This window comes from Robertmurraya mangrovi, from assembly GCF_034427655.1.
GTDB classification, from domain to species: domain Bacteria; phylum Bacillota; class Bacilli; order Bacillales; family Cytobacillaceae; genus Robertmurraya_A; species Robertmurraya_A mangrovi.
Genome location: NZ_JAXOFX010000007.1, coordinates 151,217 through 176,980, shown reverse-complemented (window position 1 = coordinate 176,980; position 25,764 = coordinate 151,217). Strand labels below are relative to the sequence as shown.

The following is a 25,764-nucleotide window of genomic DNA, read 5'->3' as shown; positions in this document are numbered from 1 at the left end:
TGTAATCATTTTTTGAGCCGTGGGTGGGTCATAGGGACAGGTCCCTCGACCCAAAACAACAACAAAAAAAGCTTGAGGAATTTATCCTCAAGCTTTACTTATCATTTAGTGCAGTATCAAGAGCTTTTAAGTTATCCTTCATAATAGAGAAGTAATTTTTCTCACTTTTTAAATCTTCGTCCGTTAATACAGATAAATTATGAAGAGTTAATGTTTTTGCATTCAATTCTTTTTGGACGATTTCCGCTAATTTTGAGCTAACATTTTGTTCAAAGAAAATATATTTTAAGTCATGTTCTTTTGCTGTAGAGATAATTTTTTCTAGTTGTTTCTGCGAAGGTTCTTGTGATGTTGAGATACCAGATACACTAATCTGTTCCAAGCCGTAACGATGTTCCCAATAACCGTAAGCTGAGTGAGAAACAATAAACTCTTTATGTTTAGCGTGGTGGATTACTTCATCAAATTCTTTATTTAAATCGTCAAGCTCTGTGGCAAGATTATTAAAATTCTCTTCCATTTGCTCTTTATGTTCAGGTAATAAAACAATCAATTCATTTTTTATCGCTTCGGCTAAGTCCTTTGAGTAAACAGGGTCAATCCAAACGTGAGGATCTACATCACCGTGGTTGTGCTCTTCATGACCTTCTTCTTCATGGTTTTCTTCACCCTCGTGATCATGACCTTCTTCTTCATGGTTTTCTTCACCTTCATGATCATGACCTTCTTCTTCATGGTTTTCTTCACCTTCGTGATCATGGCCTTCTTCTTCATGACTTTCTTCCCCTTCGTTGTCATGACCTTCTTCATGATCGTCAAAGTGAATATTTTCACCAGCAGCAAGCAACTTCACATTTTCATTTTTTAAAGTTTCTTTTGCTTTTTCAACAAATCCTTCTAGACCTAATCCGACATAAACAAATAAGTCTGAATCGGCTAGTTTCATCATATCTTTTTGAGATGGCTCAAAAGTATGTTCATCAGCGCCAGGAGGATAAATCGTTTCTACATTAACAAACTCTCCGCCAATGCGCTCAGTAAAATAATATAAAGGATAGACAGTAGTATAAACGGTTACACGATCTGTCGTCGTATCTGATTCAGCTTGTTTGTCTGCTCCGCCACAACCAGATAAGAATAAACTAACGGGTAATAATAAAAATATAAATAAGATAAACTTTTTCATATTCTCTCCTCACTTTTTAAAAAGCGTATTTATTTCGATTTAGAGTCTATACGTAGTTTATTAGAATAATTGTATTATAGACTTAATTAATAATGCGTAACGATTCCGATTTACTCTTAGTATATTACAAAATAAATTTAAGAAAAGCAAGAATAAAAATTGTCTATTTTTGCAATAATTATGTATGCTAATAATAGAATCATTTATAAGTGCTTTGCATAAAGGACAATATTGTGCAGAAAAGGCACCCTTGGTTGCATTTATAATTGATTAAAAAATGTATTGTTATTTTAATAAAGAGGTGAAGAACATGAGACTCTTAGATGAGATTCTCCAGCATAATAAGCACTTTGTAGAAGAAAAAAGTTACGAACAATATAGTACTGACAAATATCCTGACAAGAAGTTAGTTATTCTAACCTGTATGGATACTAGATTATTAGAGTTGTTGCCGAAAGCAATTAATGTAGGTAACGGAGATGTCAAAATTGTAAAAAATGCGGGAGCACTAGTTAGCCATCCATTTGGGAGTATCATGAGGAGCCTTCTGGTTGCGGTCTATCAACTCCAAGCTGAGGAAATTCTAGTTATCGGACATCATGATTGTGGGATGAGTGGACTGAAAGCTGATAGTGTTCTTGATAAGATGAAAGAAAGAGGCATCACGGATGAAACCTTCCAGATGTTAGAATACTCTGGTATTGACGTAAACGAATGGCTTAAGGGTTTCAACCATGTGTCTGAAAGTGTTGCCCATAGTGTTAAAATGATCAAAAAGCACCCTTTGCTACCAAAGGACGTTCCTGTCCATGGGTTAGTTATTAATCCAAAAACGGGCGCATTAGATTTAGTTGAAAATGGTTATGAAAACTAATTCTTTTCCTTTTCTGGTACTAAATCTACTCCTCCAGGATGGAAAGGATGGCATTTTAAAATTCGTTTAATGGTTAGCCAACCGCCTTTTAAAGGGCCGAACCTTTTTATTGCTTCTAGCCCATAATGAGAACACGTAGGGTAGAACCGACATGTCGGTGGTTTAAGAGGAGAAATAACCAATTGGTAGAAACGGATAAAACCTAACAGTAATTTTTTTAACATTCATCTCACTCTTTTCAGTATCGGCTGTTTTCAAAAATAATTATGAACAACATAGCTTTTATTAAGAAGTTGATATAAGAATTAAGTTTTTTTTCGTCACATATCAACTAGACGAATACATCTATGCAAAAACATATCATACTAAAGCTTGAAAAGTCTATAAATACAGATTCACTAAGAAAGCAGCACTTCATGTTAGATTTTTTTCCCGTTGAGGTAAATGTAGATTAATTTGATGAAAATACTCGGGATTTATTGTATAATACGTTGTAGACATGAAAAAGGAGTGAATATAATGCCTTCAGTAGAAAGCTTTGAATTAGATCATGATGCCGTTAAAGCCCCTTATGTAAGACATTGTGGAGTTCATAAAGTAGGAACGGACGGGGTTGTAAATAAATATGATATTCGCTTCTGCCAGCCTAATAAGCAGGCAATGAAGCCTGATGCAATTCATACACTAGAGCACCTTTTAGCGATTAACATTCGTAAACACTCTGAGAAGTATGATCACTTTGATATTATTGATATCTCACCAATGGGTTGCCAAACAGGATACTACCTAGTGGTTAGTGGTGAACCAACAGTTGATGAAATCATCGACTTACTTGAAGATACTTTAAAAGAGGCAGTTGAAGTAGATGTGATTCCTGCAGCAACTCCAAAAGAATGTGGTCAAGCAAAGCTTCATGATTTAGAAGGTGCAAAGCGTTTAATGCGCTTCTGGCTTGAGCAAACGAAAGAAGACTTAAGACAAGTATTTTAATAGGTAAAAGCCAGATTGTATGAGCAATCTGGCTTTTATAATATAGGTGACAATAACCTAGAAACCGATTCTTTAAATCGGATTTTTAAATGTCGTTCTCTGTACTTTTCAGGAGTTAGTTCTGTAGATAATTTTATATCCTCTTCAAAACTCTTTGTTAGTTCCTCCGCAATGTTTTCGTTATAGATAAAAGCATTTACCTCAAAATTTAAGCGGAAACTTCTCACATCAATATTAGCTGTTCCGACAGATGAAACGTGATGATCAACTACAATGGTTTTTGCGTGAATAAAACCGTTATCGTATATATAGACTCTTGCTCCTGCCTTAATCATTTCCCCAATATAGGAATAAGTAGCCCAATAAACAAACATGTGATCCGGCTTGTTTGGTATCATGATTCTTACATCAACTCCACATAAAGAAGCAATCCTTAAGGCATCAAGAACACTTGCATCAGGGATAAAATAAGGAGTCTGTATCCATATTGACTTTTTTGCTGATGTTATCATTTTTATATAGCCATTTTTGATTTGTTCCCATTCTGAATCCGGACCACTTGTGACCACTTGAATTCCGACGCCGCCATTAGGGGCTTCCTTCGGGAAATAATTAGGTGAGTAATAAATATCATGCCTGTAAGAGGCTTGGTTCCAATCTAGAATAAAACGGGTCTGAATGGCATGTACCGCGCCACCCTCTAATTTCAGGTGTGTATCACGCCAGTATCCAAATTTTGGATCGAACCCTAAATATTCATCCCCAACGTTAAAACCGCCAACATAACCTATTTTTCCATCAATGATGGCTAACTTCCTGTGATTTCGATAATTTAAACGTAGATTTATAAAATGAAATTTGGACGGAAAAAATACTTCCACTTCCCCTCCAGCTTCTCTTAAATCTTTAAAAAAGGATTTTGTCATTGTCCTTGAACCAAGTTCATCATACAATACTCTGACTTTTACACCTTCTTTAGCTTTAGCAATTAAGGCATTCTTTAACTTCTTTCCAAGGTTATCTTTTTTATAAATATAATATTGAAGGTGGATGTGGTCTTCGGCCGCAAGAATATCGTTTATGAGTGAATTAAATTTTTCCTGGCCATCTGTGAAAATCTTAACACTATTATCTTGTGTTAAAACCGCATCATTGTTGATTAAGTGCATATAGATTAAATCGCGATTAAACTTTTCAATTTCATTTCGAAACAAAAACTGCCCAGAATTCAAATCTTGTATTTGTCTATGTATGAGTTCATCTATCCCAATTTTCTTTCGATCTTCCCATAGAAACATTTTTCTCCGACTTAAGTTTTGACCAAAGATTAAATATAAAATAAACCCAAGTCCTGGTATAAAAAGTAATACGAGTAACCAAGCCCAAGTTGCACCAGGATCCCGACGTTCCAGAAAGATGACAATCATGGCAAAGCCGATGTTTAGAACAAATATAAGTCCTATCAAAACAGATGTTATACTCATCTAAGTTCCTCGCAAAAAATAATTATTTCTATTTCTAATTCTAATTCTATTCTATTCTATTCTTTCTTCTCCTGCTCTCCCTCTTTTGGTAAGTGAGGATTATCTTCCAATGAGTCTACTGTATGCTTGTACGAATAGGCTTTAGATGTAGTTAAAACGGCTAATAAAATAACAACAAAAATAATGACAATGGATATGATTAAAACAATTTTCATTGTCCATTCCTCCTATAGAAATTTTTAAGAGTTCAACTTATATACCAAAATAATACTTTTAATCCATTTTAGCACGTTTTGAAACATTATTCTGAGAATCTATAACCGATATTATTTTTACGTTTTAACTACTTTAAAAAGGGAAATATAACAGTGGGAGGATGATATAAATGTCAAACGAATTAGTACAAGCTGTTAATAGGCAAGTGGCAAACTGGACTGTATTATACGTTAAGCTTCATAACTATCATTGGTATGTAAAGGGCAGAAATTTCTTTACCCTACATGAAAAATTTGAAGAAATGTATAACGAAGCCAATGTCCACATTGATGAATTAGCTGAGAGAATTTTAGCACTTGAAGGAAATCCAGTGGCAACGATGAAAGAATGCTTAGAGCTTGCCTCTGTTCAGGAGGCTTCAGGGAATGAAAGTGCTGAGCAAATGGTAGGTAGCATTTGTGGAGACTTTGAAAAAATGGTGGAAGAGCTCCAGGATGCAATTGAGCTTGCAGAAAAGGCAAATGATGAAGGTACAGGAGATATGCTACTTTCGGTTAAGCAAAGCTTAAAGAAACATATTTGGATGTTAAAAGCATACTTAGGTTAAAACTTTGGCTGACTAGGAAAGTCAGCCTGTTTTTTTGGAAAAAAATAGCCGAACAACTGTATATTCGGCTATTTTTAAAAAATCGATATGTTAATATGTATCATTAAAAAATCTATTTTTTAATGCAAATTTCTTTCATGAAATGAAGGAGCCCTTTTTTGACCATACTCTTCTTGAGCAAATTTACCCTTCAGTCCTTCAATTAAGTAAAGTCCCATTAAATCGTATAATTCCTGCGTGTCCAAGTCTTGAATGATTTTTAACAAATCATCAGGAGTCATCTCCTCTAGAAAAGCAAAGGCAAGCATATCAATATCCTCTTCGTCACCCGTTAACTTATCACGATAAAAAGCATAGATCTCATCGACCAGTTTCATCCCTTCCACCCCCGCTAAAGTATTTTTATCATTATACTTATTCAATACCCTAAATTATGAAAACTATTCGAAATTTTTTTCCATTAACAATGTAAAAATATATGTAATATGAGTAAGACTATAGTTAGAGGACTATTACTATTTGATTTATTATATATAAAACCAATCATAATGAGAAGTGGTTTTTTGAAGATTGCAAAAATTGAATCCTTTGCCATAAGAAAGGGTGTAACGAGTGGAAAATCAAAAGAAAACATATTATGTGGCGGTTAGTACCGGCGAAATCTCACAAAGTAGCACCGATTCGCCTTGGAATTTTAAAATAGAAGCGACAGATGAGGAAATTACTCAATTAAGAGAATTGTTTGAACAAAATTATTCAACCGACTGGCAGAATTTTTTTAGAGCTCACGTTCCTTATGTTCAATATCATTATGATAGAGAAAATGATGCTTATGATAACACAACGCAAGCGGTCTATGGGATGATCTATCAATTGGGTGATCAAGAAGCAAAAAATCATATCGATACAATGGGGATCTTAAAAAGCGGTTGGACAAAGAACTAAAGTAAAATGGCTGCCTCAAGTAGGCAGCCATTCAAACTATTTATTTTACATTTCAATTTCTTCAGCCGTATCAAGAACTTCTTGAGGTACCGTTATCTCGCCCACATTATTATAATTAGAATATTGCCCTTTTACACTCTGTGCCATCTTAACTTTTTGACCGTCAGCAGATATTTCCATGTCCATCATAATATTTAGATGAGTAGGATAAAAGGTATCTTTTGCAATAATGATTTCATATTCAAGTTGATTTACTTTCATTTGGTCCATAATTTCTTCACCAGCACCCATTTGAGGTGGTAAAGATTGCTGAGCCATTTCTTTAATAAAATCACTAAATTTATCTCCGGATGCTTTTAATTTCAAAATGTATGTTTTGTCATCTTGTTCAAAAGTAAAGTCATCTACAAATTTCTGCAGCTTCTTCAATTCCTCCGCAGGATTCGTTTGTTGATCAGAAAGCTGTAGTAACTGATCAGAAAACTCTGTCGGAAACTTCATCCATTTACCTGCAGCCGCATCATATAAATACATACCATCTTGTGTGAAATAGCTTTCTACTTCAAAGGACTCTTTTGAAGCTTTTTCTGTCATTTTCATTTTTTGATAAAATGCCATTGGCTCGGTAACCACTTGCATATCAATCGTAGAGCTTAAATCCATAGAAGTTTCCTCTTGGTCCGAGCTTAACTGCTGGTCCATCTCCATTGCTACTGTAAAGCTCTTTAATTGTTCTGATGCTTCCATCGATTTGTTCAGTACTTCCTCGAGTGTGAGTTCAGAGATTTTTTCTTCTTTCTTTTGTTCTTCTTTATTACCAGTGCTACTTTCCTTGTCTACTGTTTTTGCTGTTTGATTACAGCCCGCTAGCATAAAGGCGAGAAGGATTCCAAGAAATATTGGGAATAATTTTTTCAAAACGTACACTCCTTTTACTGTTTTAGCCTTTTCGTTGATTTTTCATGAAGGGTGTTTGGTTTATGAGTACAATAAACACCTACCGAAAATGCTTTCGGGTAATATACGAACAGGAGCATTAAAGGTTTCTAAAAACACGAAACTTGGTACAATAATACTAGGTAAATTTAAATATAACTGAGGTGTAAGATGGAAATCTTTAAAGATTCACAAGGAAAGACTGTTCACCTTTCTTTCAAGCGGGATTCTTTCTCCCAAAAACCTGAGCATGTATTAGTCATCTGTCGTTACAATGGAGAGTGGCTGTTAACGAAGCATAAAGCTAGGGGGCTGGAGTTTCCAGGTGGTAAGAGAGAAAGCAATGAAACACTAGAAGCAGCAGCCTATCGTGAGGTAAAAGAGGAGACAGGAGCAGTCCTAAAGGATTTAATATACATAGGTGAATATGAGGTAAAGGAAGAGGATTATTCGTTTGTAAAAGCTATTTTTTATGGAGTGGTTGATCACTTAGAGATTGAGCAGAATTATCACGAAACGGATGGACCAGTATTAGTAGAGGATACCCTATTAGAAACTAGGTTTTCTAGTCATTACAGTTTCATCATGAAGGATCAAGTAATCGAGAAAAGTATCCATTACATTATGGAAATGTGCCACTAAAAATCAGACAGACGGTTTTTTACCGCCTGTCTTTTATGAACCATCTTTAATTAATTTCCTTTCCAGCAATTCCACTAGCTGATACATAATGGTTGCAAATACAGCAATCACAAGAAGTGCGAGTAAGACAAGGGTGAAGTTAAATACCTGGAATCCATAAATAATCATGTACCCTAATCCTTTTGAGGAAACGAGAAATTCCCCTACAATGACTCCAACCCACGATAGTCCTACATTAACCTTTAAAGTTGAGATGATGGTTGGAAAAGATGCGGGAAGGATTGCTTCTTTAAAGCACTGTAGCCTAGTTGCTCCAAATGTTTGGAGTACCTTTAAATAATTGGGATCGACCTCTTTAAATGAGGTGTAAACAACGATGGTAGTGATGATGACGGAAATAATGGCACCCATGGCGACAATGGAGGTAAAGGTAGGGCCTAGTGCAACAATTAAAATAGGACCTAAGGCTACTTTAGGCATAGCATTTAAGATGACTAGATAAGGGTCTAATATTTTAGAAAGAATAGGTGACCACCAAAGGATCGCAGCTAGAATTGTTCCTAAGAGGGTACCTAATATAAATCCGAACACAGTTTCTGTTAGTGTAAAACCAAGGTTCGTGAGTAGCGTACCGTCTTGGATTTTTTCTAAAAATAATGTCCATACCTTTGAAGGAGAACTAAAAATTAATGGGTTAATCCATTGTTTCTGACTTGCCACTTCCCACCCAACAAAAAAGACGAGAAAAATAACAAGCTGATAGAAGCGGACCCATCTTTTTTCTATTTTTAATGATTCAATATATTGTTGATGGAGGAGTTTAGTGTTCTTCTCTGGACTCAAGTGATTCCAACTCCTTCCATACTTTTTGAAATAAGACTGAATAGGTTTCGTGGTTACGGGCATTAAAAGGTGTTAATTTTCTCAACTCATCAGGAACTAAAAAAGTACGGTGTAGCTTTCCTGGACGAGCTGAAAATAAGAAAATCCGATCGCTCATGGCGATAGCCTCTCCAATATCATGAGTGACAAGAATAGCTGTTTTCCCATAAGACTTTAAAGTATCTGAAACTAAGTCTTCTAGTTTTAATTTGGTTTGATAATCCAATGCGGAGAACGGTTCATCTAGCATGAGTAATTTTGGTTCGGTTGCCAGCGTTCTTACTAGAGCAACACGCTGCCTCATCCCTCCAGAAAGTTGCTTTGGATATTGAGTTTCAAAGCCCTTTAACCCCATCTGTTCAAGTAAGCTTTTAGCATATTCTATTTTAGAGGATTTTAATGTACCTCCGATTTTTAATCCAAGCAGAATGTTTTCCTCAATTGATTTCCAAGGAAAAAGGTAATCTTGTTGTAGCATATAACCAATTTTATTTACCGATTCTTGTACGGATTGGCCTTCTAACATGACAGTCCCTTCAGTAGGCTTGATTAATCCCGCTATAATGGAGAGTAATGTTGTTTTACCGCATCCACTTGGACCGAGAAAGGAGACAAATTCCCCTTCCTCGATATCAAGTGAAATATCGGAGAGGGCCGTGGTCGCAGTGGTTTGTGTAAAGTAAGAATGATGGATTCCATCAAGTTTTAATAAACTCATCTTCGGCCTCCTCTTTTAAGGCTTTTTTTAAACTAAAATCCATGTAGTTCAGTTTCGAACACATTTTTAGAAAGAAGAGCTCTTATCCATCCACTATTTCATTACATTTTCAGCAATGGAAGTGTTTACTAATGTACCATGGTCTACACGTTTAGGAAGTTCTCCCGCTTCATCCATAATATTTTGTAGGTTTTCCCATTCTTCCTTATCTAAAATCGGGTTATCGGCAAAGGAACCTTGGCTTTTATAACGATCAACTACCATCTCGATAATATCCAATTCTGTATCCTCAAAATAAGGCTGAACTACCTTGGCAATTTCCTCTGTACTATTTTCCTGTACCCATTGCTGTGCTTTATAAATGGCTCTAGTAAACTTCTCAACGGTTTCCTCGTTGTCTTTCATAAAGCTTTCTTTAGCCATGAAAGTCGTATAAGGTACTTTTCCAGATTCTGTTCCAAACGACGCTACAATGTGCCCTACTCCTTCTTTTTCAAAAACGCTGGCAGTTGGCTCGAATAATTGAACAAAATCTCCTGTACCGGACGCAAAAGCGCTTGGAATGTTTCCAAAGTCAACATTTTGAATTAAATTCAAATCATTTTGTGGATCAATACCGTGTTGCTTTAACACATATTCTCCAACCATCTGTGGCATTCCGCCTTTACGTTGCCCTAAGAACGTTGATCCTTTTAACTGGTCCCATGAAAAATTATCAATTTTGTTTCTAGCAACTAAGAAAGTGCCGTCTGTTTGAGTTAATTGAGCAAAGTTGATAACAGGATCACTAGTACCTTGAGCATAAACGTAAATTGAAGTTTCAGATCCTACTAGTGCAACATCTGCCCCGTCAGATACAAGGGCTGTCATTGTTTTATCTCCACCCCAAGTGGTTGTTAACTCAACGTCCAACCCTTCTTCCTCAAAAAAACCTTTTTCAATTGCTACGTATTGTGGTGCATAAAAAATGGAACGAGTTACTTCCGCAATTCTGACTTTGGTCACTTCTTCCTTGTTACATGCCGCAAGAGGTATAATAAGAATGGCAATTAAACATAAGGAAAAACTAATTTTTAACCATTTTTTCATAGATAAACCTCCCTAATTGTTCAATAAAGAAAAATGTATATAAACGCTTCACGAGCCTACCATATCGTATGATGGAACTAAAAATGTGTGTATGCCCATGCCTAAATTTAGGGAGTTTTTTTTAGGACGTAATCAGTGTAGAAACGGAGTAACTTGGCTCAATTGAGTGGAAATATGGACTTCCCTAAGCTAGTTTATTAAAAACAGTTATAAAGGTTCAGGCTAGTATACAAAGACGAGAAAAATAGGAGTGAAAAGATGGATTTCATAGATGGACAAGTTATTCAAGTACAGAGGTTTCCTTCCCCTAATCCGAATATTGAGCTATCCGTTGTAACCTATATTTCAGGGGGATTAAAAGTGAAGGGACTCTTAGCAGAACCAAAGAATATGGACATTCATGATGGTTTTCTCTACTTAAGAGGCGGTATTAAAAATGTTGGAAAAGTAAGACCAGCGAGGATTGTTCAGTTTGCTTCTGAAGGTTTTATTGTTTTTGCCCCTTATTATCGCGGAAATCAAGGTGGGGAGGGAAATGAAGACTTTGCTGGAGATGATCGACAAGATGCCTTCTCAGCTTTTGAAATTTTGAAAAATCACCCGCGTGTTAAAAACATACATATTTTTGGCTTTTCAAGAGGTGGGGTAATGGCTTTAATGACAGCCATTCAATTCCCAGAAACAACCTCTGTTGTTACCTGGGGTGGGGTTAGTGATATGTTTTTAACTTATGTTGAAAGAAAAGATTTGCGTAGAATGATGAAACGGGTCATTGGGGGAACTCCGACAAAGTATCCAGAACGCTATAAATATCGGACACCATTATTTCATTTAGAACAATTAAAAGCCCCCGCATTAATTATACATGGAGTAAATGATCACAATGTGTCAGTTGAACATGCTTATCGATTAGAAAAAAGATTAAAGACACTGAACAAAGATGTAGAAAGCTGGTACTTTGATCATTTCACACATTATTTCCCTCCGGTAACAAATCGGAAAGTAGTTTGTGATTTGACGAAATGGATGAAAAATCACAGCCAAAAATGATAATATATTATTAAGGAAAGTCTACTTTAATATAATGCGTTTTAGTAGACAGGACGAACATTAAAAGGAGAGAAAATCTATGGGAATGCCTTTAGAGCTAAATACCTTGATCGTTACAAAAGGAAGAGAGTCACGATTAGAAGAGAATGTTTTTACGTTAGTCAAGGAAGGCTATCGATTATATCCTATTGATATCCCAGTTGAGGTAAGACGCACGTTAGATGGGGAACTTAGTGGAACAGCAGTCATAAAAAAAGTCGAAATGGAAAATAACCAAACAAAGATTACATACCAATTGGTTGCATTAAATTCAACAAACTAATTTAGTATGAGTGAATCCCAGGTAAATAGAGAAGGAGACCCAACATTTAAGCTGGGTCTCCTTTTTAAGTCTGTTTTTCAATAACCTATATTAAGCGATTGGTCCGCCTTTTTCTTCAATTTCAGAAGGTACGTTAGAGAATTTTTTAAAGTTCTCTTTGAATTTAGCAGCTAGTTCTTTTGCTTTTACTTCATAAGCAGCTTGATCTGCCCAAGTTTTATTTGGTTGAAGAACGTCATCAGGTACACCAGGTACATGTAAAGGAATTTCTAGACCAAAGATTGAGTCTTTAACTGTTTCCGTGTTGTTTAATTCCCCAACTAAAGCCGCTTGAACCATTGCACGTGTATAGCTTAGTTTCATACGGCTACCTACTCCGTACTCTCCACCAGACCAGCCTGTGTTCACTAGATAAACATTTACATTGTGCTCATCGATTTTTTCACCTAACATCTCAGCATAACGAGTAGCTGCAAGTGGAAGGAACGGTGAACCAAAGCAAGTTGAGAATGTTGCTTGTGGTGAAGTGATTCCACGCTCAGTTCCAGCTAGTTTTGAAGTATAACCACTTAAGAAGTGGAACATTGCTTGCTCTTTAGAAAGTTTAGAGATTGGAGGAAGCACTCCAAAAGCATCTGCTGTTAAGAAAATAATCGTATTTGGATGACCGGCAACACTTGGGTCAACAATATTATCTATAGCTTGTAATGGATAAGCCGCACGAGTATTTTCTGTTAACGTACCATCATCATAATCAGCGATACGAGATTCGTTATTAACAACCACGTTCTCTAAAACAGAACCAAATCGAATCGCGTCAAAGATTTGTGGCTCTTTTTCATGTGAAAGATTAATACATTTTGCATAACATCCGCCTTCGATGTTAAATACTCCATTAGGAGACCAGCCATGCTCGTCGTCACCAATTAAACGGCGATTTTCATCAGCTGATAAAGTTGTTTTTCCTGTCCCAGAAAGGCCGAAGAATAAAGCAACATCTCCTTCAAGTCCAACGTTTGCAGAACAGTGCATTGGGAAAATATTATTTTCAGGTAGTAAGTAGTTCATTACTGAGAAAATAGACTTTTTCATTTCTCCAGCATACTCAGTACCACCGATTAACACTGTACGACGCTCAAATGATACAATAATGAAAGTTTCAGATTTCGTTCCATCAACAGAAGGGTCTGCTTTAAAAGTTGGAGCAGAAATAACCGTGAACTCTGATTTATGATCAAGTAATTCTTCTTCAGTCGGGCGAATAAATAATTGGTGTGCAAATAAGTTATGCCAAGCATATTCATTAACTACTTGGATAGCCAGGCGGTGTTTCTTATCAGCACCAGCGAAGCCATTGAAAACAAATAGTTCGTCTTTTTCCTTTAAGTAGTTTAATACTTTGTTATATAATTTATCAAAAACTTCTTCAGAGATTGGTTGATTAACAGAACCCCAATCAATTTTATCTCTATTTGAAGCTTCATCTACAATATATTTATCTTTAGGAGAACGTCCTGTATATTTTCCTGTTGTTGCACGTACTGCGCCAGTAGAAGTTAAAACTCCCTCGTTGCGAGTTAATACTTTCTCCACTAATTGAGGCACGGACAACTGAACATGAACGTGATTAGATTTTAACAATTCATTTAATTGATTGGAAATACTAACAGAATTCATCTGATAAATACCTTCCTTTATTTGTTATTGTTTTTTATAAGTTATTATCTCACAAATAGTATAACACATTTAAATTAATAATCTATACTATTTATAAATTTTTAAAAGGTGATTTTAAAAATTGATACATTTATATCATATTTATAAGACTTTATTTAGACAAGTTTAATCTTAAAGATTTTTTAAAACATATATAAATAGGAAGGCTAAAACTGAATAAACTTAACTATTTTAAAAAACATCGACAAAATACAACAAAATGATTGACATATACTTATACATTCCAGTATGATTTGGATTTGAACGGATACTCTCTTATCCCGAGCTGGTGGAGGGACAGGCCCAATGAAACCCAGCAACCTGCTAAACGAAGAAAGCGACCCGTACATAAGGTTTGAAATATATTGCTTGCCAGTCAAATAGTCTGTGCAGTTATTTATTCATCCCATTCTTCACGGTCATTTTCCGAGCAAAGGTGCTAAACCTGAAGCAAGGATCCAATCCTTGAACGATAAGAGTGAAAGGCGCAAATCATTTTGCTTATAACCTTTCCTCATAACAACGGGAAGGTTTTTTATTTTTTAAATTATTGTTGCCTTTTAAAAAATCAACAAAGAATATGAACGTTTTTATAAGAATTTTGGATAATTTACTCTGTTTCCTTATAAAAACGACATGTTTATTTCATACTAATTAGGGAATGAGTTCCGTATCAAACCGAGGTTTACATAGATCGTTTAGCTAAGGAACACCTCGTTCAGTTTTATAAATATACTTAAAGGAGGAAATCAGATGTCAACAAAACGTCGTTTGTTTACTTCTGAGTCAGTAACTGAAGGTCATCCGGATAAAATCAGTGACCAAATCTCTGACGCAATTTTAGATGCTATCTTATCAAAGGATGCGAATGCTCGTGTTGCTGCTGAAACTTCTGTAACTACAGGTTTAGTTTTAGTTGCAGGTGAAATCACTACTTCTACTTATGTAGACATTCCTAAAATCGTTCGTGAAACGATTAAAGAAATTGGTTATACTCGTGCGAAGTATGGTTTCGACTCAGAAACTTGTGCGGTATTAACTTCTATCGATGAGCAATCTGCTGACATCGCAATGGGTGTTGACCAAGCTCTTGAAGCTCGTGAAGGACAAATGTCTGATGACGAGATCGAAGCAATCGGTGCAGGGGACCAAGGTTTAATGTTTGGTTTTGCATGTAATGAAACAAAAGAGCTGATGCCTCTTCCGATTTCATTAGCTCACAAATTAGCACGTCGTCTGACTGAAGTACGTAAAGAAGATATTCTTCCTTACCTTCGTCCAGATGGTAAAACTCAAGTAACAGTTGAGTATGATGAAAACAACAAACCAGTACGTATCGATACAATTGTTATTTCAACTCAACATCACCCAGAAGTAGCACTAGAGCAAATCCAACGTAACCTTAAAGAACACGTTATCGCTCCAGTTGTACCTAGCGAACTAATTGATGAAAATACAAAGTATTTCATTAACCCAACAGGACGTTTCGTAATCGGTGGGCCACAAGGGGATGCTGGTTTAACAGGACGTAAAATTATCGTAGATACTTACGGTGGATATGCTCGTCACGGCGGTGGGGCATTCTCTGGTAAGGATCCTACAAAAGTTGACCGTTCTGCTGCATACGCTGCTCGTTATGTTGCAAAGAACATCGTTGCTGCTGGATTAGCTGATAAAGTTGAAGTTCAACTTGCATACGCTATTGGTGTAGCACGCCCAGTTTCTATCTCAATTGACACATTTGGGACAGGCGCTGTAAGTGAAGAAGTACTAGTAGATGTAGTAAGCTCTAACTTTGACCTACGTCCAGCTGGAATCATCAACATGCTAGACCTACGTCGCCCAATCTACAAGCAAACAGCTGCTTACGGACACTTCGGACGTACAGATGTAGATCTTCCTTGGGAAAGAACAGACAAAGCTAGCACACTACGTGAACAAGCTTTAGGAAAATAATAATATGATTCAATAGGAGTTACATTCAATTGTAGCTCCTATTTTTATTTTTATTTTGGATTTATTCTAAAGAAAGGTAGTAATGACTTTAAAAGTCTGAGTTGATTGGAGTGGAGGGCACTTGACTCCTGCAGGAACAGAGGGAACGGGAGACCCCACAGGCGGCACGCCGAGGAGGCTCCCGTCACTCCCTGCGGAAAGCAAGTGCCCGGAGCGGAAATCAACGGGCAAAATCATATAGGTAAAACAGTATTCGGTGGATTACAATAAACAACATGAAACCAAACTATAATACTTACCGTCTAATAATTGAATTCTTTATCGAATGATGTAAGGATATTGCAAAAAGAAAAGAATACTGCCTGAAATTCCCGTCTAATTTTTCAAGTTCTCAGTGCAATTTTCTATTGAATAATGGTAGTATTATTTAGTGAATTTATTTTAGGACATATCTTTGTGAAATAAAGCGCATAGGTCCTAATAATATTAGTTATCAAAAACCATGTTTAAGATGCGTGATAAACGGTTAGTTAAAAATAAATATTAATTGAAACGGAGTAGGTGACTACATAAATGTGTGGATTTATTGGTTGCGTTCACGAAAAACCGCAAAACTTTCGTGATGAACAAAAACAACTTTTTTCAAATATGAATGATATCATTACCCACCGTGGACCAGATGATGATGGATACTTCTATGATAACCATATTCAATTCGGTTTCCGTCGTTTAAGTATTATTGATATCGAAAGTGGTCATCAGCCATTAACTTATGAAAATGAACGCTATTGGATTATTTTCAACGGCGAAATCTATAACTATGTTGAACTAAGAGAAGAGCTTCTGAAGGAAGGTTTAACTTTTGAAACGAGTTCAGATACAGAAGTTATTATCGCTCTATATAGTCATATAAAAGAAAAGGCTGTAGAAAAGCTACGTGGGATGTTTTCTTTTGTAATCTGGGATAAACAAGAGCAAACATTATATGGAGCAAGAGATCCTTTTGGAATTAAGCCATTCTTCTACTTTGATGACGGAGAAAAAACATTTTTCGCTTCGGAGAAGAAAAGTATTTTACTTGCATTAGAAAATGATGTGATCAATTATGATTCCCTACAGCATTATTTAACTTATCAATTTGTACCTGAGCCTTACACTATGTCTGAAGGCATTGAAAAATTAGAACCAGGTCATTATTTTACAAAAAAAATCGGTCAAAAAATGAATATCAACCGTTATTGGAAAGCGCATTTCCAACCGGTTAAAAAATCTGAAGATGAGTTCATCAAAGAGATTAGAGATATTCTGTTTGATTCTGTAAAAATTCATATGCGTAGTGATGTTCCAGTTGGTTCTTTCCTATCTGGTGGGATTGATTCTTCCATTATTGCGTCCATTGCGAAACAGTATCACCCAGCAATTAAAACCTTCTCTGTAGGCTTTGAACACAATGGCTTTAGTGAAATTGATGTTGCAAAAGAGACAGCAGATAAATTAGGCGTTGAAAATATTAGTTATGTCATCACGCCACAGGAATATATGAATGAGATTCCTAGAATTATGTGGCATATGGATGACCCGCTTGCAGACCCTGCGTGTGTACCTTTATATTTCGTTGCACGTGAAGCACGTAAGCATGTTACAGTTGTACTTTCAGGTGAAGGTGCCGATGAATTGTTCGGTGGATATAACATTTATCGTGAACCACAATCGTTAGAGGTGTTTAACAAAATACCTGCTACTCTTAAATCCTTCTTACGCTTAATTGCAAAATTAATGCCTGAAGGAATGAGAGGAAAAAGCTTTATTGAGCGTGGAGTAACACCAATGGAAGAGCGCTATATTGGTAACGCGAAAATGTTCTCAGAGGAAGAAAAGAAAAACCTTCTACACGTTTATAAAGATGGTCTAAACTATACCGATATTACAAAGTCTTTATATGAAGAAAGCAGAGGCTATGACCCTGTTGACCGTATGCAATACATTGATATTCATACGTGGATGCGTGGGGATATCCTTTTAAAAGCGGATAAAATGACGATGGCTCATTCGTTAGAGCTACGTGTACCGTTCTTGGATAAAGAGGTGTTTGAAACAGCTTCAAAAATTCCTACAAGCTTAAAAACGGCTAACAATACAACGAAGTATGTTTTACGTAAAGCAGCAGAAGGCGTTGTTCCGGATCATGTCCTAAATCGCAAAAAGTTAGGATTCCCTGTACCGATTCGTCATTGGTTAAAAAATGAAATGAATGATTGGGCTAAAAATATAATCCGCGAAAGCAATACAGACCATTTGATTAACAAAGATTATATGTTAAAGCTTCTTGAGGACCATTGCCAAGGTAAGGCTGACAATAGCCGTAAAATCTGGACTGTATTAATGTTCATGGTTTGGCACCAAGTATATGTAGAAAAAAAGTATTCCTTCGAAAAGGAATACTTAACAGAAAAAGCTTTGCAAATTTAGTTCATTAACGAGGAAGGAAAGTAATGGCTTGTCTTCCCATCTGCACCCAAGATTCTTCGAAATCTTTCTTGGGTGCTTTTTTATTTTTCTCTCCTGTTAAAGGGTCATTGAAATAAACATAATCTTGATCATATCCGGTTATCAAAACGGAATGCTCTTTAAAAGTAACATCTACCAATCCACTCGGGGTGTGCCATGTTTGAAAGAATTGTTTAGACAATTTTTTATATGTGGTATTGATAATAACCCAAACTGGTCTCCCATCAGACAAGTGGGTTTTTAATTCTTTAAACTTCCCACCTGTTAAATCTAGTACTTGTCCGGGTAAGTATGAGTCAGCCAGTTCTTTGATAGGCTCATGATAGACACCTAATCCAGGCTTATCATACGTATACATACTCCCTACAAAACCATCATGGGGATTACCAAAATAAATCTTTCCTTCCTTTACAAAGTAAGGTGTTGGATCTTTTTTAATTTCTTTGGCAAGAGTCATTTTATCAACTTGAACATTTGCATACTGAAGTAGCATGGCTAGACTCGTTACTTCACATCCACGAGGGAGCTCTGGCAGCTGATTAATGACAGGTGCATCGATTAATATACGGTCTTTAATCTTAATAACGGATAAATCAACAGTTTCCTCTACCTTCGAATTGGTTTGCTGAACAGAGGATGATTGAACCCATCCTTTTATAGAATCAGCTGTTTTTGTCATATAGGAGCCATTGGAAAATTGATATAATAAAACAAATAAGATCAAGAGGATAATACCAGTAATTAATACGAATATCTTTAAAAGGCTAGTCCTTTTTTCCAACATAGCGGCTAACACCACCTAAAAAACTTCTATTTAAGTTCAGTTATGGATCATTTATGGTTTGTAAGTCTTATAAAGTATTCTTTTGTAAAGACTTATAGTATTGTCCCTTTTCCGCGTATTCTCTTGTAATACGCTGCATATCTTTAATATCGTCTTCATTCAATTCACGAATGACTTTAGCAGGACGGCCAAAAGCAAGTGTATTTGGTGGTATTTTTTTACCTTGAGGCACGAGACTACCCGCTCCGATAAAGGCACCTTCACCAATTTCAGCGTTATCTAGAATAATGGAACCCATACCAATTAGTGCTTTTTTCCGAATAACACAACTATGTAAAATAACTTGGTGACCGACTGTTACTTCATCTTCAAGAATTAAAGGGTTGTTTGGACTTTGATGTAAGCAGCAGTTATCTTGGACGTTAACTTTATTACCAATTATAGTTGGAGCAATGTCTCCACGAATAACCGTGTTAAACCAAATACTTGACTCTTCACCAACCTCAACATCCCCAGAAATAGTTACGTAATCTGCAATGAATGCAGTCTCTGAAATTTTAGGTTGTTTACCTTTATATGGATATATCATTATTATCTCTCCTTATAGTGTTGGCTTTATCTTATACTTTCTTCTATATGTTAAAGTATAACTTTGCCATAGGCTAATTTTATCGAAATTTAATACACTTTTGTCAAAAGATTTTTTGCTAATTTATGTTATTAAAACTTATTTTTTTATTGAAACAGTTATTAATGGTTATAATGTACATACAAAATAGTGAACGTTTAAGCGAGGTGTTTCAATGTCTATTCCAACCATGCCATTTAGCTTAATGTCTAAAGTATACCGTAAAATATTGCCTACTGTTCATAAAGAACTCTCCTATTGGAGGAAACGAGCAGAGGCTATTCCAAACGCGGAACTCAGAAAACAGGCACTAGCTAGTATTGATACAAAAACCTTTCATTGTGAAGGTGGCGGAATTTTAGCATTAATGGCAAAAGATAAATATAAGGAAGCCATTAAATTTATTGTTGCCTATCAAACCATTAGTGACTATCTAGATAATTTATGTGACCGGAGTACATCCCTTGATCCAGAAGATTTCTCTGCCCTACACGAGTCAATGGAGGACGCGGTGTCATTAAATAAAGAGAGTAAAAATTTTTATCGTAAAAGAGTTGATCAAGATGATGGGGATTATTTGCGAGATCTTACTCAAACATGTCAGGTTGTTTTAGAAGGAATCAATAATTTTCATGGTATTAAAGATCACTTGCGAGAACTTTGCCGTTATTATTGTGACTTACAAATACATAAACATGTGGAAGTAGAGCAAAGAATTCCTCGCTTAAAAACGTGGTTTGATGGTTATAAGAACGAAATTCCAGAAATGGAATGGTATGAGTTTTCTGCATGCTCGGGTTCGACATTAGGGATTTTCTGCTTAATTTCATCGGCTATGAACAACGACTTTCATGAGAGACATGCTAGCAGTATTCGTAATGGCTACTTCCCCTATGTGCAAGGTCTCCATATTTTACTTGATTATTTTATTGATCAAGAAGAAGACAAAGAAGGTGGAGATTTAAATTTCTGTTTTTATTATGAAAATGAACAAGCATTATTCAAACGTTTGCAACACTTTGTAAAAGAAGCAGATAGACACATCGAACAACTCCCTCATAAAGGATTTCACAAATTAATTAATCGAGGATTATTAGGTGTCTACTTGTCGGATGACAAAGTTGGTAGTCAAAAGGGAGTTCGTAAGCTTGCACGAGAAATGATTAAAAGCGCCGGACTAACTAGCTATTTCTTCTATATAAATGGAAAAATGTATCGAAAAATGCAGAGATGGGTTCCGGCTAGTGTGGTTAGAGCACTCATAAAATAATAAAAAGGTAGCGAGGAGCTACCTTTTTTCAATGGCGATTATAAAAGGAGGGTTATTCTTTTGATTAATAAATTGGTATTGAAGAACATGTACGATACTTTGATCTAAATGTCTAATATATCGGAGTAAATAATCTCTTTCAACAGCGCCTTCTATATGACCATGATAAATAACAATGACAATGATACCTTCAGGTGCTAATAACTCAATAATCTGATCAATTGCTTCAATTGTCGTTACTGGTTTAGTAACAATCTCTTTGTCTCCACCTGGAAGGTAACCTAAATTAAAGACAGCACCCGTAATTTTTCCATGATGAAGCGGAGGGATAGTGGCAAGAATATTTTCATGACCCGTTTGAAAAAGAGTGACTTGTTCGGACCATTCCTGTTCCTCTAAACGGACTTTTGTATTGTTAATCGCTTCTTCTTGTATGTCAAAGCCGTAAACTCGTCCATTAGAACCCACCAAATTCGCAAGGAATACCGTATCATGACCATTACCCACTGTCGCATCGATTACGATATCACCAGGTGAAATGGCACGTTCTAATAAGCTTCTTGCAAAAGGCAGTATACGTTCTAACTTCATGATTTTACCTCCAAATTCTTATGATAGTATTTCCCTTGATAGCTATTTCTTCTAATCAATTCACGGTCAATGGAGTTCAGAACTTCCCATTTATTAACACTCCACATCGGTCCAATCATTAAATCAATCGGGCCGTCCCCTGTAATACGGTGCACAATCATTTCTGGAGGTAAAATTTCTAGTTGGTCACATACTAAGGTTACATAGTCTTCAAAGGATAAAAACTCAAGCATCCCTTTTTCATATTGCTTTACCATCGGTGTCCCTTTTAAGAGATGAAGTAAATGAATTTTTATTCCTTGAACATCAAGTTTTGCTACTTCTCGAGCGGTCTCCATCATCATTTCCGGCGATTCAAGTGGTAAGCCGTTAATAATATGAGAACAGATGCGAATATTGTGCTTACGAAGTTTATTTACACCTTCAACGTAACAATCATAGTCATGGGCACGATTAATTAACAATGCGGTGCGCTCGTGAACGGTTTGTAAACCTAATTCAACCCATAGATAAGTTCTCTCATTAAGCTCAGCCAAATACTCTACTACATCGTCTGGAAGACAGTCTGGACGAGTAGCAATCGAAAGTCCCACTACTCCTTCTTGTTGTAATACAGATTCAAATTTTTCTCGAAGAACATCAACGGGTGCATGGGTATTCGTATATGCCTGAAAATAGGCCATATACATCCCATCTTTCCATTTGGTGTGCATTTTATCTTTTATATCTGTGAATTGTTTATTAAGGTCGTCTGCGCGGTTTCCAGCAAAGTCTCCGGAGCCCGCTGCACTGCAAAAAGTACACCCACCATGAGCAACCGTGCCATCACGATTCGGACAATCAAAACCACCATCTAAAGCTACCTTAAACACTTTATGGCCAAAGTGATTACGTAAATGGTAATTCCAAGTGTGATACCTTTTATTATCAGAAGCATATAGAAAAGGGTTTGTCTGATTCACCAGAAAACCTCCTTAAATTTAATGGAACATGAATAACATTTTAACACGTCAAAAACAGCTTATTCAATTGTAAGCGATATGGAAGAAAACTGGAGGGGTATTCATGACAGTTTTGAGGATTTTTGTCGAATGGTTTTACCCTCAGTAATGAAAAATATTGCCTTAAAACAAATGGTGTTATCCCGAGCAGATGTGAACAAACTAATGAAGAAGCATTTATGGAGTAAAAAACCTAGTTAATGGATTTTTACTGCTTCACTTTCCACTTACCTAGATAGGGGGTCAAAGAGATGGCTACTCGTCAATCGGTAGAAGACTTAATTCAACAATGTGAAGACGCAATTAGAAATGCACAGGATCAATATAAGGAAAGCAGCAAACAAGAACACTATAACGATGATGATTATGATAAAGCTTTGCAAGCACTAGAGGATTCTTATAACGATTTAGCTAGGTTAGCTCATAGTGCAAATGCACAGCAAAGAGATCAACTCCACCGTATGAGATTACAGCTTCAACAATTACAAAACCATATGATTCTGCTTGATCACGAAGACTAAGGAGAGGATATTATGGTAAAAAAACGTTCAAAGCAAAATAATCCAGAGCAAAAAACACGAAACGGTATCAATAATCAAGATGTTGAATTTGGTCAATATGATCCTGTAAAAGAGTCAAAGAAAAAGTACGAGAAAAAAGGGCAGCCTGTAAAATCAAAGTCCCATCCAGAGCCTGAGCAGTCATCATAAAAATAAAGCCTCAATACTTCATGTATTGAGGCTTTGTTTTTGAAAAATTTGAATAAGTTTGTACAATAATTTTTATCTTGCAGATACTGTAAAAAAGAACTAAAATTGTTTTGGTGTTCGAAATATGTGTAAAGGGGCGTTTTTCATGCCGCGTGCCTTATGGCTGTTGATAATAGGGATGGCAGTGAATGTAACGGGCTCTTCTTTTTTGTGGCCTCTAAATGCGATTTATATTCATGATCATTTAGGGAAGTCTTTGACGGTTGCAGGATTGGTCCTTATGTTAAATTCCGCTGCTAGTGTCATAGGAAATTTATTTGGAGGTACCCTCTTTGATAAAATAGGAGGCTATAAATCTATTCTTTTAGGAATAGGAATTACGGTGTTTTCACTAGTAGGTTTAACTTTCTTGCACACCTGGCCATATTACGTTGTATTTTTGACGATTATTGGTTTCGGATCAGGAATTGTTTTTCCTGCTATGTATGCTATGGCAGGTTCTGTTTGGAAAGAAGGAGGAAGAAGGTCATTTAATGCCATCTATGTAGCACAAAATGTTGGGGTTGCCGTGGGCGCCGCATTAGGTGGATTAGTCGCATCTTATTCATTCCAGTTAATCTTCTTAGCTAACGCTCTAATGTATATCATTTTCCTTCTAATTGCTGTATTTGGTTATCGTACGATACAAGCAAGACCAGCCAAACAGACGTCATTTATTCAGGAAAAAGGAATCGTTAAAGATCACACCAAACTATATGCCTTACTTATATTATGTCTCGGTTATTTATTATGTTGGGTTGGATATGTTCAGTGGCAGTCTACTATTGCTGCGTACACACAACAAATTAATATTTCGTTAACCCAATATAGTATTCTATGGACCATAAATGGTGCCATCATCGTACTCGGTCAACCGTTTATGAATGTTATTGTTAAAGCTTTTAAGAGTTTAAAATCGCAAATCATTGTTGGGATGGTCATCTTTATTGGTTCTTTCATTGTGGCAGCTTCGGCAAAACAATTTGCTGCATTTATAACCGCTATGGTTATTTTAACGATAGGAGAAATGTTAATCTGGCCAGCAGTACCGACCATCGCAGATCAGTTAGCTCCAAAAGGGAGAGAAGGCTTTTACCAAGGAATTGTTAATAGTACGGCAACGGGTGGAAGAATGATTGGACCGCTTCTTGGAGGCTTTCTAGTTGACATTTATGGTATGTCAATGCTATTCCTAGTATTAATATCACTGTTTGTCATAGCCATTTTTACAACTTCAATATATGACCGAAAATTGAAAGAAACGGCAAGTTTGGTTCAACATACTTCTTAACTCATTAGCTCATCTAATAAAGGTGGGCTAATTTTTTTTGTTCAACAACCTTATAATAATATTATATATAGAAGTAAGGAGGGCCCCGGAAATGAAAATCGTTGTTGCACCAGACTCATATAAAGGCAGTATGACATCTGCTGAAGTAGCCAGTACGATCGAATTGGCTTTAAAAAAGGCTATCGATCATGTTGAAGTGCTCACCGTACCTATGGCAGACGGAGGTGAGGGGACGGTTGAAGCTCTTGTGAAAGCAACAAATGGTCAGTTAATTCATATTATGTGTACAGGCCCACTTGGTGATAAGGTGAAGACTGTTTTTGGTCAATTAGGCAAAAGCGAAACGGTCATTTTAGAAGTGGCGAGCACTTCAGGCTTAACTATGGTTCCACTCGAAAATAGAAACCCTTTTAAAACTACTTCATACGGATTAGGGGAACTAATAAAAAGTTGTTTAGATAAGGGGTTTCGCTCCTTTATTATCGGTCTTGGCGGTAGTGCTACTAATGACGGTGGATTAGGGTTATTACAGGCTCTCGGTGGCAAGTTTCTTGATAAGAATGGAAATGAAGTAGGTGTGTTTGGTAAAGATTTATTAAATATAAGGGAAGTTAAACTAGATCGTGTTGACCCTCGTATTTTTCAAAGTACTATTATTATTGCTTCAGATGTTGATAACCCGCTTTGTGGGAAAAATGGAGCAACACATGTTTTTGGCCCACAAAAGGGAGCGACAGAGGAGCAGATTCTATTGCTTGATAAAGCGATGAAAAACTATGCACAGCTAATGGAGCTCGAGTTAAAAAGGAATATTCATGAAACACCTGGCGCAGGTGCAGCTGGTGGGTTGGGTTTTGCTTTGTTAGCATTAGGAGGACAGCTTGAATCGGGTGCTAACGTTGTTGCAAAAGCTGTTGCATTAGAGGAAATTCTATCGGATGCTGACTTTTTATTTACCGGCGAAGGGCGGAGTGATGTACAAACTTTACATGGTAAGGTTCCTTCATATGTAGGCACCCTTGCCAAAAAGCATAAAGTTAAGACTATTCTTTTATCAGGTAGTTTAGGAGAAAATACAGAGGAGTTATACACCGTTTTTGATGCTTGTTTTTCTATAACAAACGGTCCAATCAGTTTAGATGAAAGCATGGTTCATGCTAAAAAACTTTTATACAATCAAGCCTTCAATATCGCTCAGTTATTGAAATTTCAAGAGAATAAAGGTTAAAAAAGTTTAGAAGATAAATAGTTTTCATATGTTGTAAATTAAGCTTGTCCTTTTCTACTTTAAAAGGTAAAATTTGTGAAAAAACAGTGACGGATGATCAA

At 36.3% G+C, this 25,764-nt stretch carries 28 protein-coding genes and 1 riboswitch; of the genes, 14 read left to right on the top strand and 14 right to left on the bottom strand.

All coding sequences use genetic code 11. The features are described 5' to 3' along the window. Positions 1-94: 94 nt before the first annotated feature. Complete coding sequence (locus tag SM124_RS12725; RefSeq protein ID WP_322446916.1) at positions 95-1,186, bottom strand: metal ABC transporter solute-binding protein, Zn/Mn family; 1,092 nt, start codon at positions 1,184-1,186, stop codon at positions 95-97. A 310-nt stretch (positions 1,187-1,496) separates the two neighbouring features. Here SM124_RS12725 and SM124_RS12720 point away from each other — a divergent pair, with 310 nt between their 5' ends. Continuing rightward, positions 1,497-2,060 carry a beta-class carbonic anhydrase gene (locus tag SM124_RS12720; RefSeq protein ID WP_322446915.1) on the top strand — a complete coding sequence of 188 codons (564 nt, stop codon included), beginning with the start codon at positions 1,497-1,499 and terminating at the stop codon, positions 2,058-2,060. Here SM124_RS12720 and yidD read toward each other — a convergent pair. Next, positions 2,057-2,284 (bottom strand): membrane protein insertion efficiency factor YidD, encoded by a 228-nt coding sequence (yidD, locus tag SM124_RS12715; RefSeq protein WP_322446914.1) that lies wholly within the window; start codon positions 2,282-2,284, stop codon positions 2,057-2,059. The two genes, SM124_RS12720 and yidD, sit on opposite strands and share 4 nt — an antisense overlap. 295 nt (positions 2,285-2,579) lie before the next feature. Between yidD and SM124_RS12710 the strand changes: the two genes are divergently transcribed. Then, positions 2,580-3,050: an S-ribosylhomocysteine lyase gene (locus SM124_RS12710; RefSeq protein WP_322446913.1), complete on the top strand. Its 471-nt coding sequence runs from the start codon at positions 2,580-2,582 to the stop codon at positions 3,048-3,050. A gap of 35 nt (positions 3,051-3,085) precedes the next feature. Here SM124_RS12710 and cls read toward each other — a convergent pair whose 3' ends face one another. After that, positions 3,086-4,534: a cardiolipin synthase gene (cls, locus tag SM124_RS12705; RefSeq protein ID WP_322446912.1), complete on the bottom strand. Its 1,449-nt coding sequence runs from the start codon at positions 4,532-4,534 to the stop codon at positions 3,086-3,088. Positions 4,535-4,590: 56 nt separating this feature from the next. Beyond that, entirely contained in the window at positions 4,591-4,749 is a 159-nt protein-coding gene (ytzI, locus tag SM124_RS12700; RefSeq protein WP_322446911.1) for a YtzI protein, read from the bottom strand. Between the two features lie 170 nt (positions 4,750-4,919). Here ytzI and SM124_RS12695 point away from each other — a divergent pair, with 170 nt between their 5' ends. Continuing rightward, positions 4,920-5,357 carry a Dps family protein gene (locus SM124_RS12695; RefSeq protein WP_322446910.1) on the top strand — a complete coding sequence of 146 codons (438 nt, stop codon included), beginning with the start codon at positions 4,920-4,922 and terminating at the stop codon, positions 5,355-5,357. A gap of 119 nt (positions 5,358-5,476) precedes the next feature. Here SM124_RS12695 and SM124_RS12690 read toward each other — a convergent pair whose 3' ends face one another. Next, a complete protein-coding gene (locus SM124_RS12690; protein ID WP_322446909.1) occupies positions 5,477-5,734 on the bottom strand; it encodes a DUF6154 family protein in 258 nt (85 codons plus the stop codon). A 235-nt stretch (positions 5,735-5,969) separates the two neighbouring features. Between SM124_RS12690 and SM124_RS12685 the strand changes: the two genes are divergently transcribed. After that, positions 5,970-6,302 (top strand): hydrolase, encoded by a 333-nt coding sequence (locus SM124_RS12685; protein WP_322446908.1) that lies wholly within the window; start codon positions 5,970-5,972, stop codon positions 6,300-6,302. Between the two features lie 45 nt (positions 6,303-6,347). On the opposite strand, the gene SM124_RS12680 is transcribed toward SM124_RS12685, so the two are convergent. Beyond that, positions 6,348-7,229 (bottom strand): DUF6612 family protein, encoded by an 882-nt coding sequence (locus tag SM124_RS12680; protein ID WP_322446907.1) that lies wholly within the window; start codon positions 7,227-7,229, stop codon positions 6,348-6,350. Between the two features lie 180 nt (positions 7,230-7,409). On the opposite strand from SM124_RS12680, the gene ytkD reads away from it, so the two are divergent. Then, positions 7,410-7,880 carry an RNA deprotection pyrophosphohydrolase gene (gene ytkD / locus SM124_RS12675; protein ID WP_322446906.1) on the top strand — a complete coding sequence of 157 codons (471 nt, stop codon included), beginning with the start codon at positions 7,410-7,412 and terminating at the stop codon, positions 7,878-7,880. Positions 7,881-7,913: 33 nt separating this feature from the next. Here the strand turns inward: ytkD and SM124_RS12670 are convergent, their stop codons facing one another. The 3 genes from SM124_RS12670 to SM124_RS12660 form a co-directional block, all read right to left on the bottom strand. Further along, positions 7,914-8,723: an ABC transporter permease gene (locus tag SM124_RS12670; RefSeq protein WP_322446905.1), complete on the bottom strand. Its 810-nt coding sequence runs from the start codon at positions 8,721-8,723 to the stop codon at positions 7,914-7,916. Next, positions 8,701-9,480 (bottom strand): ABC transporter ATP-binding protein, encoded by a 780-nt coding sequence (locus tag SM124_RS12665; RefSeq protein WP_322446904.1) that lies wholly within the window; start codon positions 9,478-9,480, stop codon positions 8,701-8,703. Before SM124_RS12665 ends, SM124_RS12670 begins: the two co-directional genes overlap by 23 nt. Positions 9,481-9,573: 93 nt before the next feature. Further along, on the bottom strand, positions 9,574-10,569 hold the full coding sequence (locus SM124_RS12660) for an ABC transporter substrate-binding protein (protein WP_322446903.1): 996 nt from the start codon (positions 10,567-10,569) through the stop codon (positions 9,574-9,576). A 258-nt stretch (positions 10,570-10,827) separates the two neighbouring features. Here SM124_RS12660 and SM124_RS12655 point away from each other — a divergent pair, with 258 nt between their 5' ends. After that, on the top strand, positions 10,828-11,619 hold the full coding sequence (locus SM124_RS12655) for an alpha/beta hydrolase family protein (protein ID WP_322446902.1): 792 nt from the start codon (positions 10,828-10,830) through the stop codon (positions 11,617-11,619). A gap of 79 nt (positions 11,620-11,698) precedes the next feature. Next, entirely contained in the window at positions 11,699-11,941 is a 243-nt protein-coding gene (locus SM124_RS12650) for a DUF2584 domain-containing protein (protein ID WP_322446901.1), read from the top strand. Between the two features lie 90 nt (positions 11,942-12,031). Here the strand turns inward: SM124_RS12650 and pckA are convergent, their stop codons facing one another. Further along, positions 12,032-13,618 (bottom strand): phosphoenolpyruvate carboxykinase (ATP), encoded by a 1,587-nt coding sequence (gene pckA, locus SM124_RS12645; RefSeq protein ID WP_322446900.1) that lies wholly within the window; start codon positions 13,616-13,618, stop codon positions 12,032-12,034. A gap of 312 nt (positions 13,619-13,930) precedes the next feature. Then, a riboswitch (SAM riboswitch) is annotated at positions 13,931-14,136 on the top strand. Between the two features lie 274 nt (positions 14,137-14,410). Between pckA and metK the strand changes: the two genes are divergently transcribed. Then, positions 14,411-15,613, top strand: a complete 1,203-nt coding sequence (gene metK / locus SM124_RS12640) for a methionine adenosyltransferase (RefSeq protein ID WP_322446899.1) — start codon at positions 14,411-14,413, stop codon at positions 15,611-15,613. A 573-nt stretch (positions 15,614-16,186) separates the two neighbouring features. Beyond that, positions 16,187-18,082, top strand: coding sequence for an asparagine synthase (glutamine-hydrolyzing) (gene asnB / locus SM124_RS12635; protein ID WP_322446898.1), 1,896 nt, complete (start codon positions 16,187-16,189; stop codon positions 18,080-18,082). A gap of 4 nt (positions 18,083-18,086) precedes the next feature. On the opposite strand, the gene SM124_RS12630 is transcribed toward asnB, so the two are convergent. Next, on the bottom strand, positions 18,087-18,905 hold the full coding sequence (locus tag SM124_RS12630) for a C39 family peptidase (protein ID WP_322446897.1): 819 nt from the start codon (positions 18,903-18,905) through the stop codon (positions 18,087-18,089). A 67-nt stretch (positions 18,906-18,972) separates the two neighbouring features. Further along, positions 18,973-19,494 carry a gamma carbonic anhydrase gene (locus SM124_RS12625; protein WP_322446896.1) on the bottom strand — a complete coding sequence of 174 codons (522 nt, stop codon included), beginning with the start codon at positions 19,492-19,494 and terminating at the stop codon, positions 18,973-18,975. 214 nt (positions 19,495-19,708) lie between these two features. On the opposite strand from SM124_RS12625, the gene tbcS reads away from it, so the two are divergent. Next, positions 19,709-20,803 (top strand): tetraprenyl-beta-curcumene synthase, encoded by a 1,095-nt coding sequence (tbcS, locus tag SM124_RS12620; protein WP_322446895.1) that lies wholly within the window; start codon positions 19,709-19,711, stop codon positions 20,801-20,803. Between the two features lie 18 nt (positions 20,804-20,821). On the opposite strand, the gene mnmM is transcribed toward tbcS, so the two are convergent. Both mnmM and mnmL read right to left on the bottom strand, forming a co-directional pair. Beyond that, entirely contained in the window at positions 20,822-21,394 is a 573-nt protein-coding gene (mnmM, locus tag SM124_RS12615; protein WP_322446894.1) for a tRNA 5-(aminomethyl)-2-thiouridylate-methyltransferase MnmM, read from the bottom strand. Continuing rightward, positions 21,391-22,356, bottom strand: a complete 966-nt coding sequence (mnmL, locus tag SM124_RS12610; protein WP_322446893.1) for a tRNA modification radical SAM protein MnmL/YtqA — start codon at positions 22,354-22,356, stop codon at positions 21,391-21,393. The genes mnmM and mnmL overlap by 4 nt, the downstream gene beginning before the upstream one ends. 290 nt (positions 22,357-22,646) lie before the next feature. Between mnmL and SM124_RS12605 the strand changes: the two genes are divergently transcribed. The 4 genes from SM124_RS12605 to SM124_RS12590 all read left to right on the top strand — a co-directional run bounded on the left by SM124_RS12605 (position 22,647) and on the right by SM124_RS12590 (position 25,663). Next, a complete protein-coding gene (locus SM124_RS12605) occupies positions 22,647-22,916 on the top strand; it encodes a YtzC family protein (RefSeq protein WP_322446892.1) in 270 nt (89 codons plus the stop codon). Between the two features lie 12 nt (positions 22,917-22,928). Beyond that, positions 22,929-23,105: a glycogen biosynthesis protein GlgD gene (locus SM124_RS12600; protein ID WP_322446891.1), complete on the top strand. Its 177-nt coding sequence runs from the start codon at positions 22,929-22,931 to the stop codon at positions 23,103-23,105. A gap of 145 nt (positions 23,106-23,250) precedes the next feature. Further along, on the top strand, positions 23,251-24,435 hold the full coding sequence (locus SM124_RS12595) for an MDR family MFS transporter (protein ID WP_322446890.1): 1,185 nt from the start codon (positions 23,251-23,253) through the stop codon (positions 24,433-24,435). A gap of 91 nt (positions 24,436-24,526) precedes the next feature. After that, positions 24,527-25,663 carry a glycerate kinase gene (locus tag SM124_RS12590; protein ID WP_322446889.1) on the top strand — a complete coding sequence of 379 codons (1,137 nt, stop codon included), beginning with the start codon at positions 24,527-24,529 and terminating at the stop codon, positions 25,661-25,663. The last annotated feature ends 101 nt before the right edge of the window (positions 25,664-25,764 follow it).

Bases quoted from the DNA above. Each gene is read 5' to 3' on its own strand.
- metK (WP_322446899.1), top strand. From the start codon at position 14,411: ATGTCAACAAAACGTCGTTTGTTTACTTCTGAGTCAGTAACTGAAGGT.
- SM124_RS12630 (WP_322446897.1), bottom strand. From the start codon at position 18,905: ATGTTGGAAAAAAGGACTAGCCTTTTAAAGATATTCGTATTAATTACT.
- SM124_RS12625 (WP_322446896.1), bottom strand. From the start codon at position 19,494: ATGATATATCCATATAAAGGTAAACAACCTAAAATTTCAGAGACTGCA.
- SM124_RS12600 (WP_322446891.1), top strand. From the start codon at position 22,929: ATGGTAAAAAAACGTTCAAAGCAAAATAATCCAGAGCAAAAAACACGA.
- tbcS (WP_322446895.1), top strand. From the start codon at position 19,709: ATGTCTATTCCAACCATGCCATTTAGCTTAATGTCTAAAGTATACCGT.
- SM124_RS12665 (WP_322446904.1), bottom strand. From the start codon at position 9,480: ATGAGTTTATTAAAACTTGATGGAATCCATCATTCTTACTTTACACAA.
- SM124_RS12595 (WP_322446890.1), top strand. From the start codon at position 23,251: ATGCCGCGTGCCTTATGGCTGTTGATAATAGGGATGGCAGTGAATGTA.
- asnB (WP_322446898.1), top strand. From the start codon at position 16,187: ATGTGTGGATTTATTGGTTGCGTTCACGAAAAACCGCAAAACTTTCGT.
- ytzI (WP_322446911.1), bottom strand. From the start codon at position 4,749: ATGAAAATTGTTTTAATCATATCCATTGTCATTATTTTTGTTGTTATT.
- SM124_RS12650 (WP_322446901.1), top strand. From the start codon at position 11,699: ATGGGAATGCCTTTAGAGCTAAATACCTTGATCGTTACAAAAGGAAGA.
- SM124_RS12695 (WP_322446910.1), top strand. From the start codon at position 4,920: ATGTCAAACGAATTAGTACAAGCTGTTAATAGGCAAGTGGCAAACTGG.
- pckA (WP_322446900.1), bottom strand. From the start codon at position 13,618: ATGAATTCTGTTAGTATTTCCAATCAATTAAATGAATTGTTAAAATCT.
- SM124_RS12720 (WP_322446915.1), top strand. From the start codon at position 1,497: ATGAGACTCTTAGATGAGATTCTCCAGCATAATAAGCACTTTGTAGAA.
- yidD (WP_322446914.1), bottom strand. From the start codon at position 2,284: ATGTTAAAAAAATTACTGTTAGGTTTTATCCGTTTCTACCAATTGGTT.
- SM124_RS12605 (WP_322446892.1), top strand. From the start codon at position 22,647: ATGGCTACTCGTCAATCGGTAGAAGACTTAATTCAACAATGTGAAGAC.
- ytkD (WP_322446906.1), top strand. From the start codon at position 7,410: ATGGAAATCTTTAAAGATTCACAAGGAAAGACTGTTCACCTTTCTTTC.
- cls (WP_322446912.1), bottom strand. From the start codon at position 4,534: ATGAGTATAACATCTGTTTTGATAGGACTTATATTTGTTCTAAACATC.
- SM124_RS12725 (WP_322446916.1), bottom strand. From the start codon at position 1,186: ATGAAAAAGTTTATCTTATTTATATTTTTATTATTACCCGTTAGTTTA.
- SM124_RS12655 (WP_322446902.1), top strand. From the start codon at position 10,828: ATGGATTTCATAGATGGACAAGTTATTCAAGTACAGAGGTTTCCTTCC.
- SM124_RS12660 (WP_322446903.1), bottom strand. From the start codon at position 10,569: ATGAAAAAATGGTTAAAAATTAGTTTTTCCTTATGTTTAATTGCCATT.
- mnmM (WP_322446894.1), bottom strand. From the start codon at position 21,394: ATGAAGTTAGAACGTATACTGCCTTTTGCAAGAAGCTTATTAGAACGT.
- SM124_RS12710 (WP_322446913.1), top strand. From the start codon at position 2,580: ATGCCTTCAGTAGAAAGCTTTGAATTAGATCATGATGCCGTTAAAGCC.
- SM124_RS12590 (WP_322446889.1), top strand. From the start codon at position 24,527: ATGAAAATCGTTGTTGCACCAGACTCATATAAAGGCAGTATGACATCT.
- SM124_RS12690 (WP_322446909.1), bottom strand. From the start codon at position 5,734: ATGAAACTGGTCGATGAGATCTATGCTTTTTATCGTGATAAGTTAACG.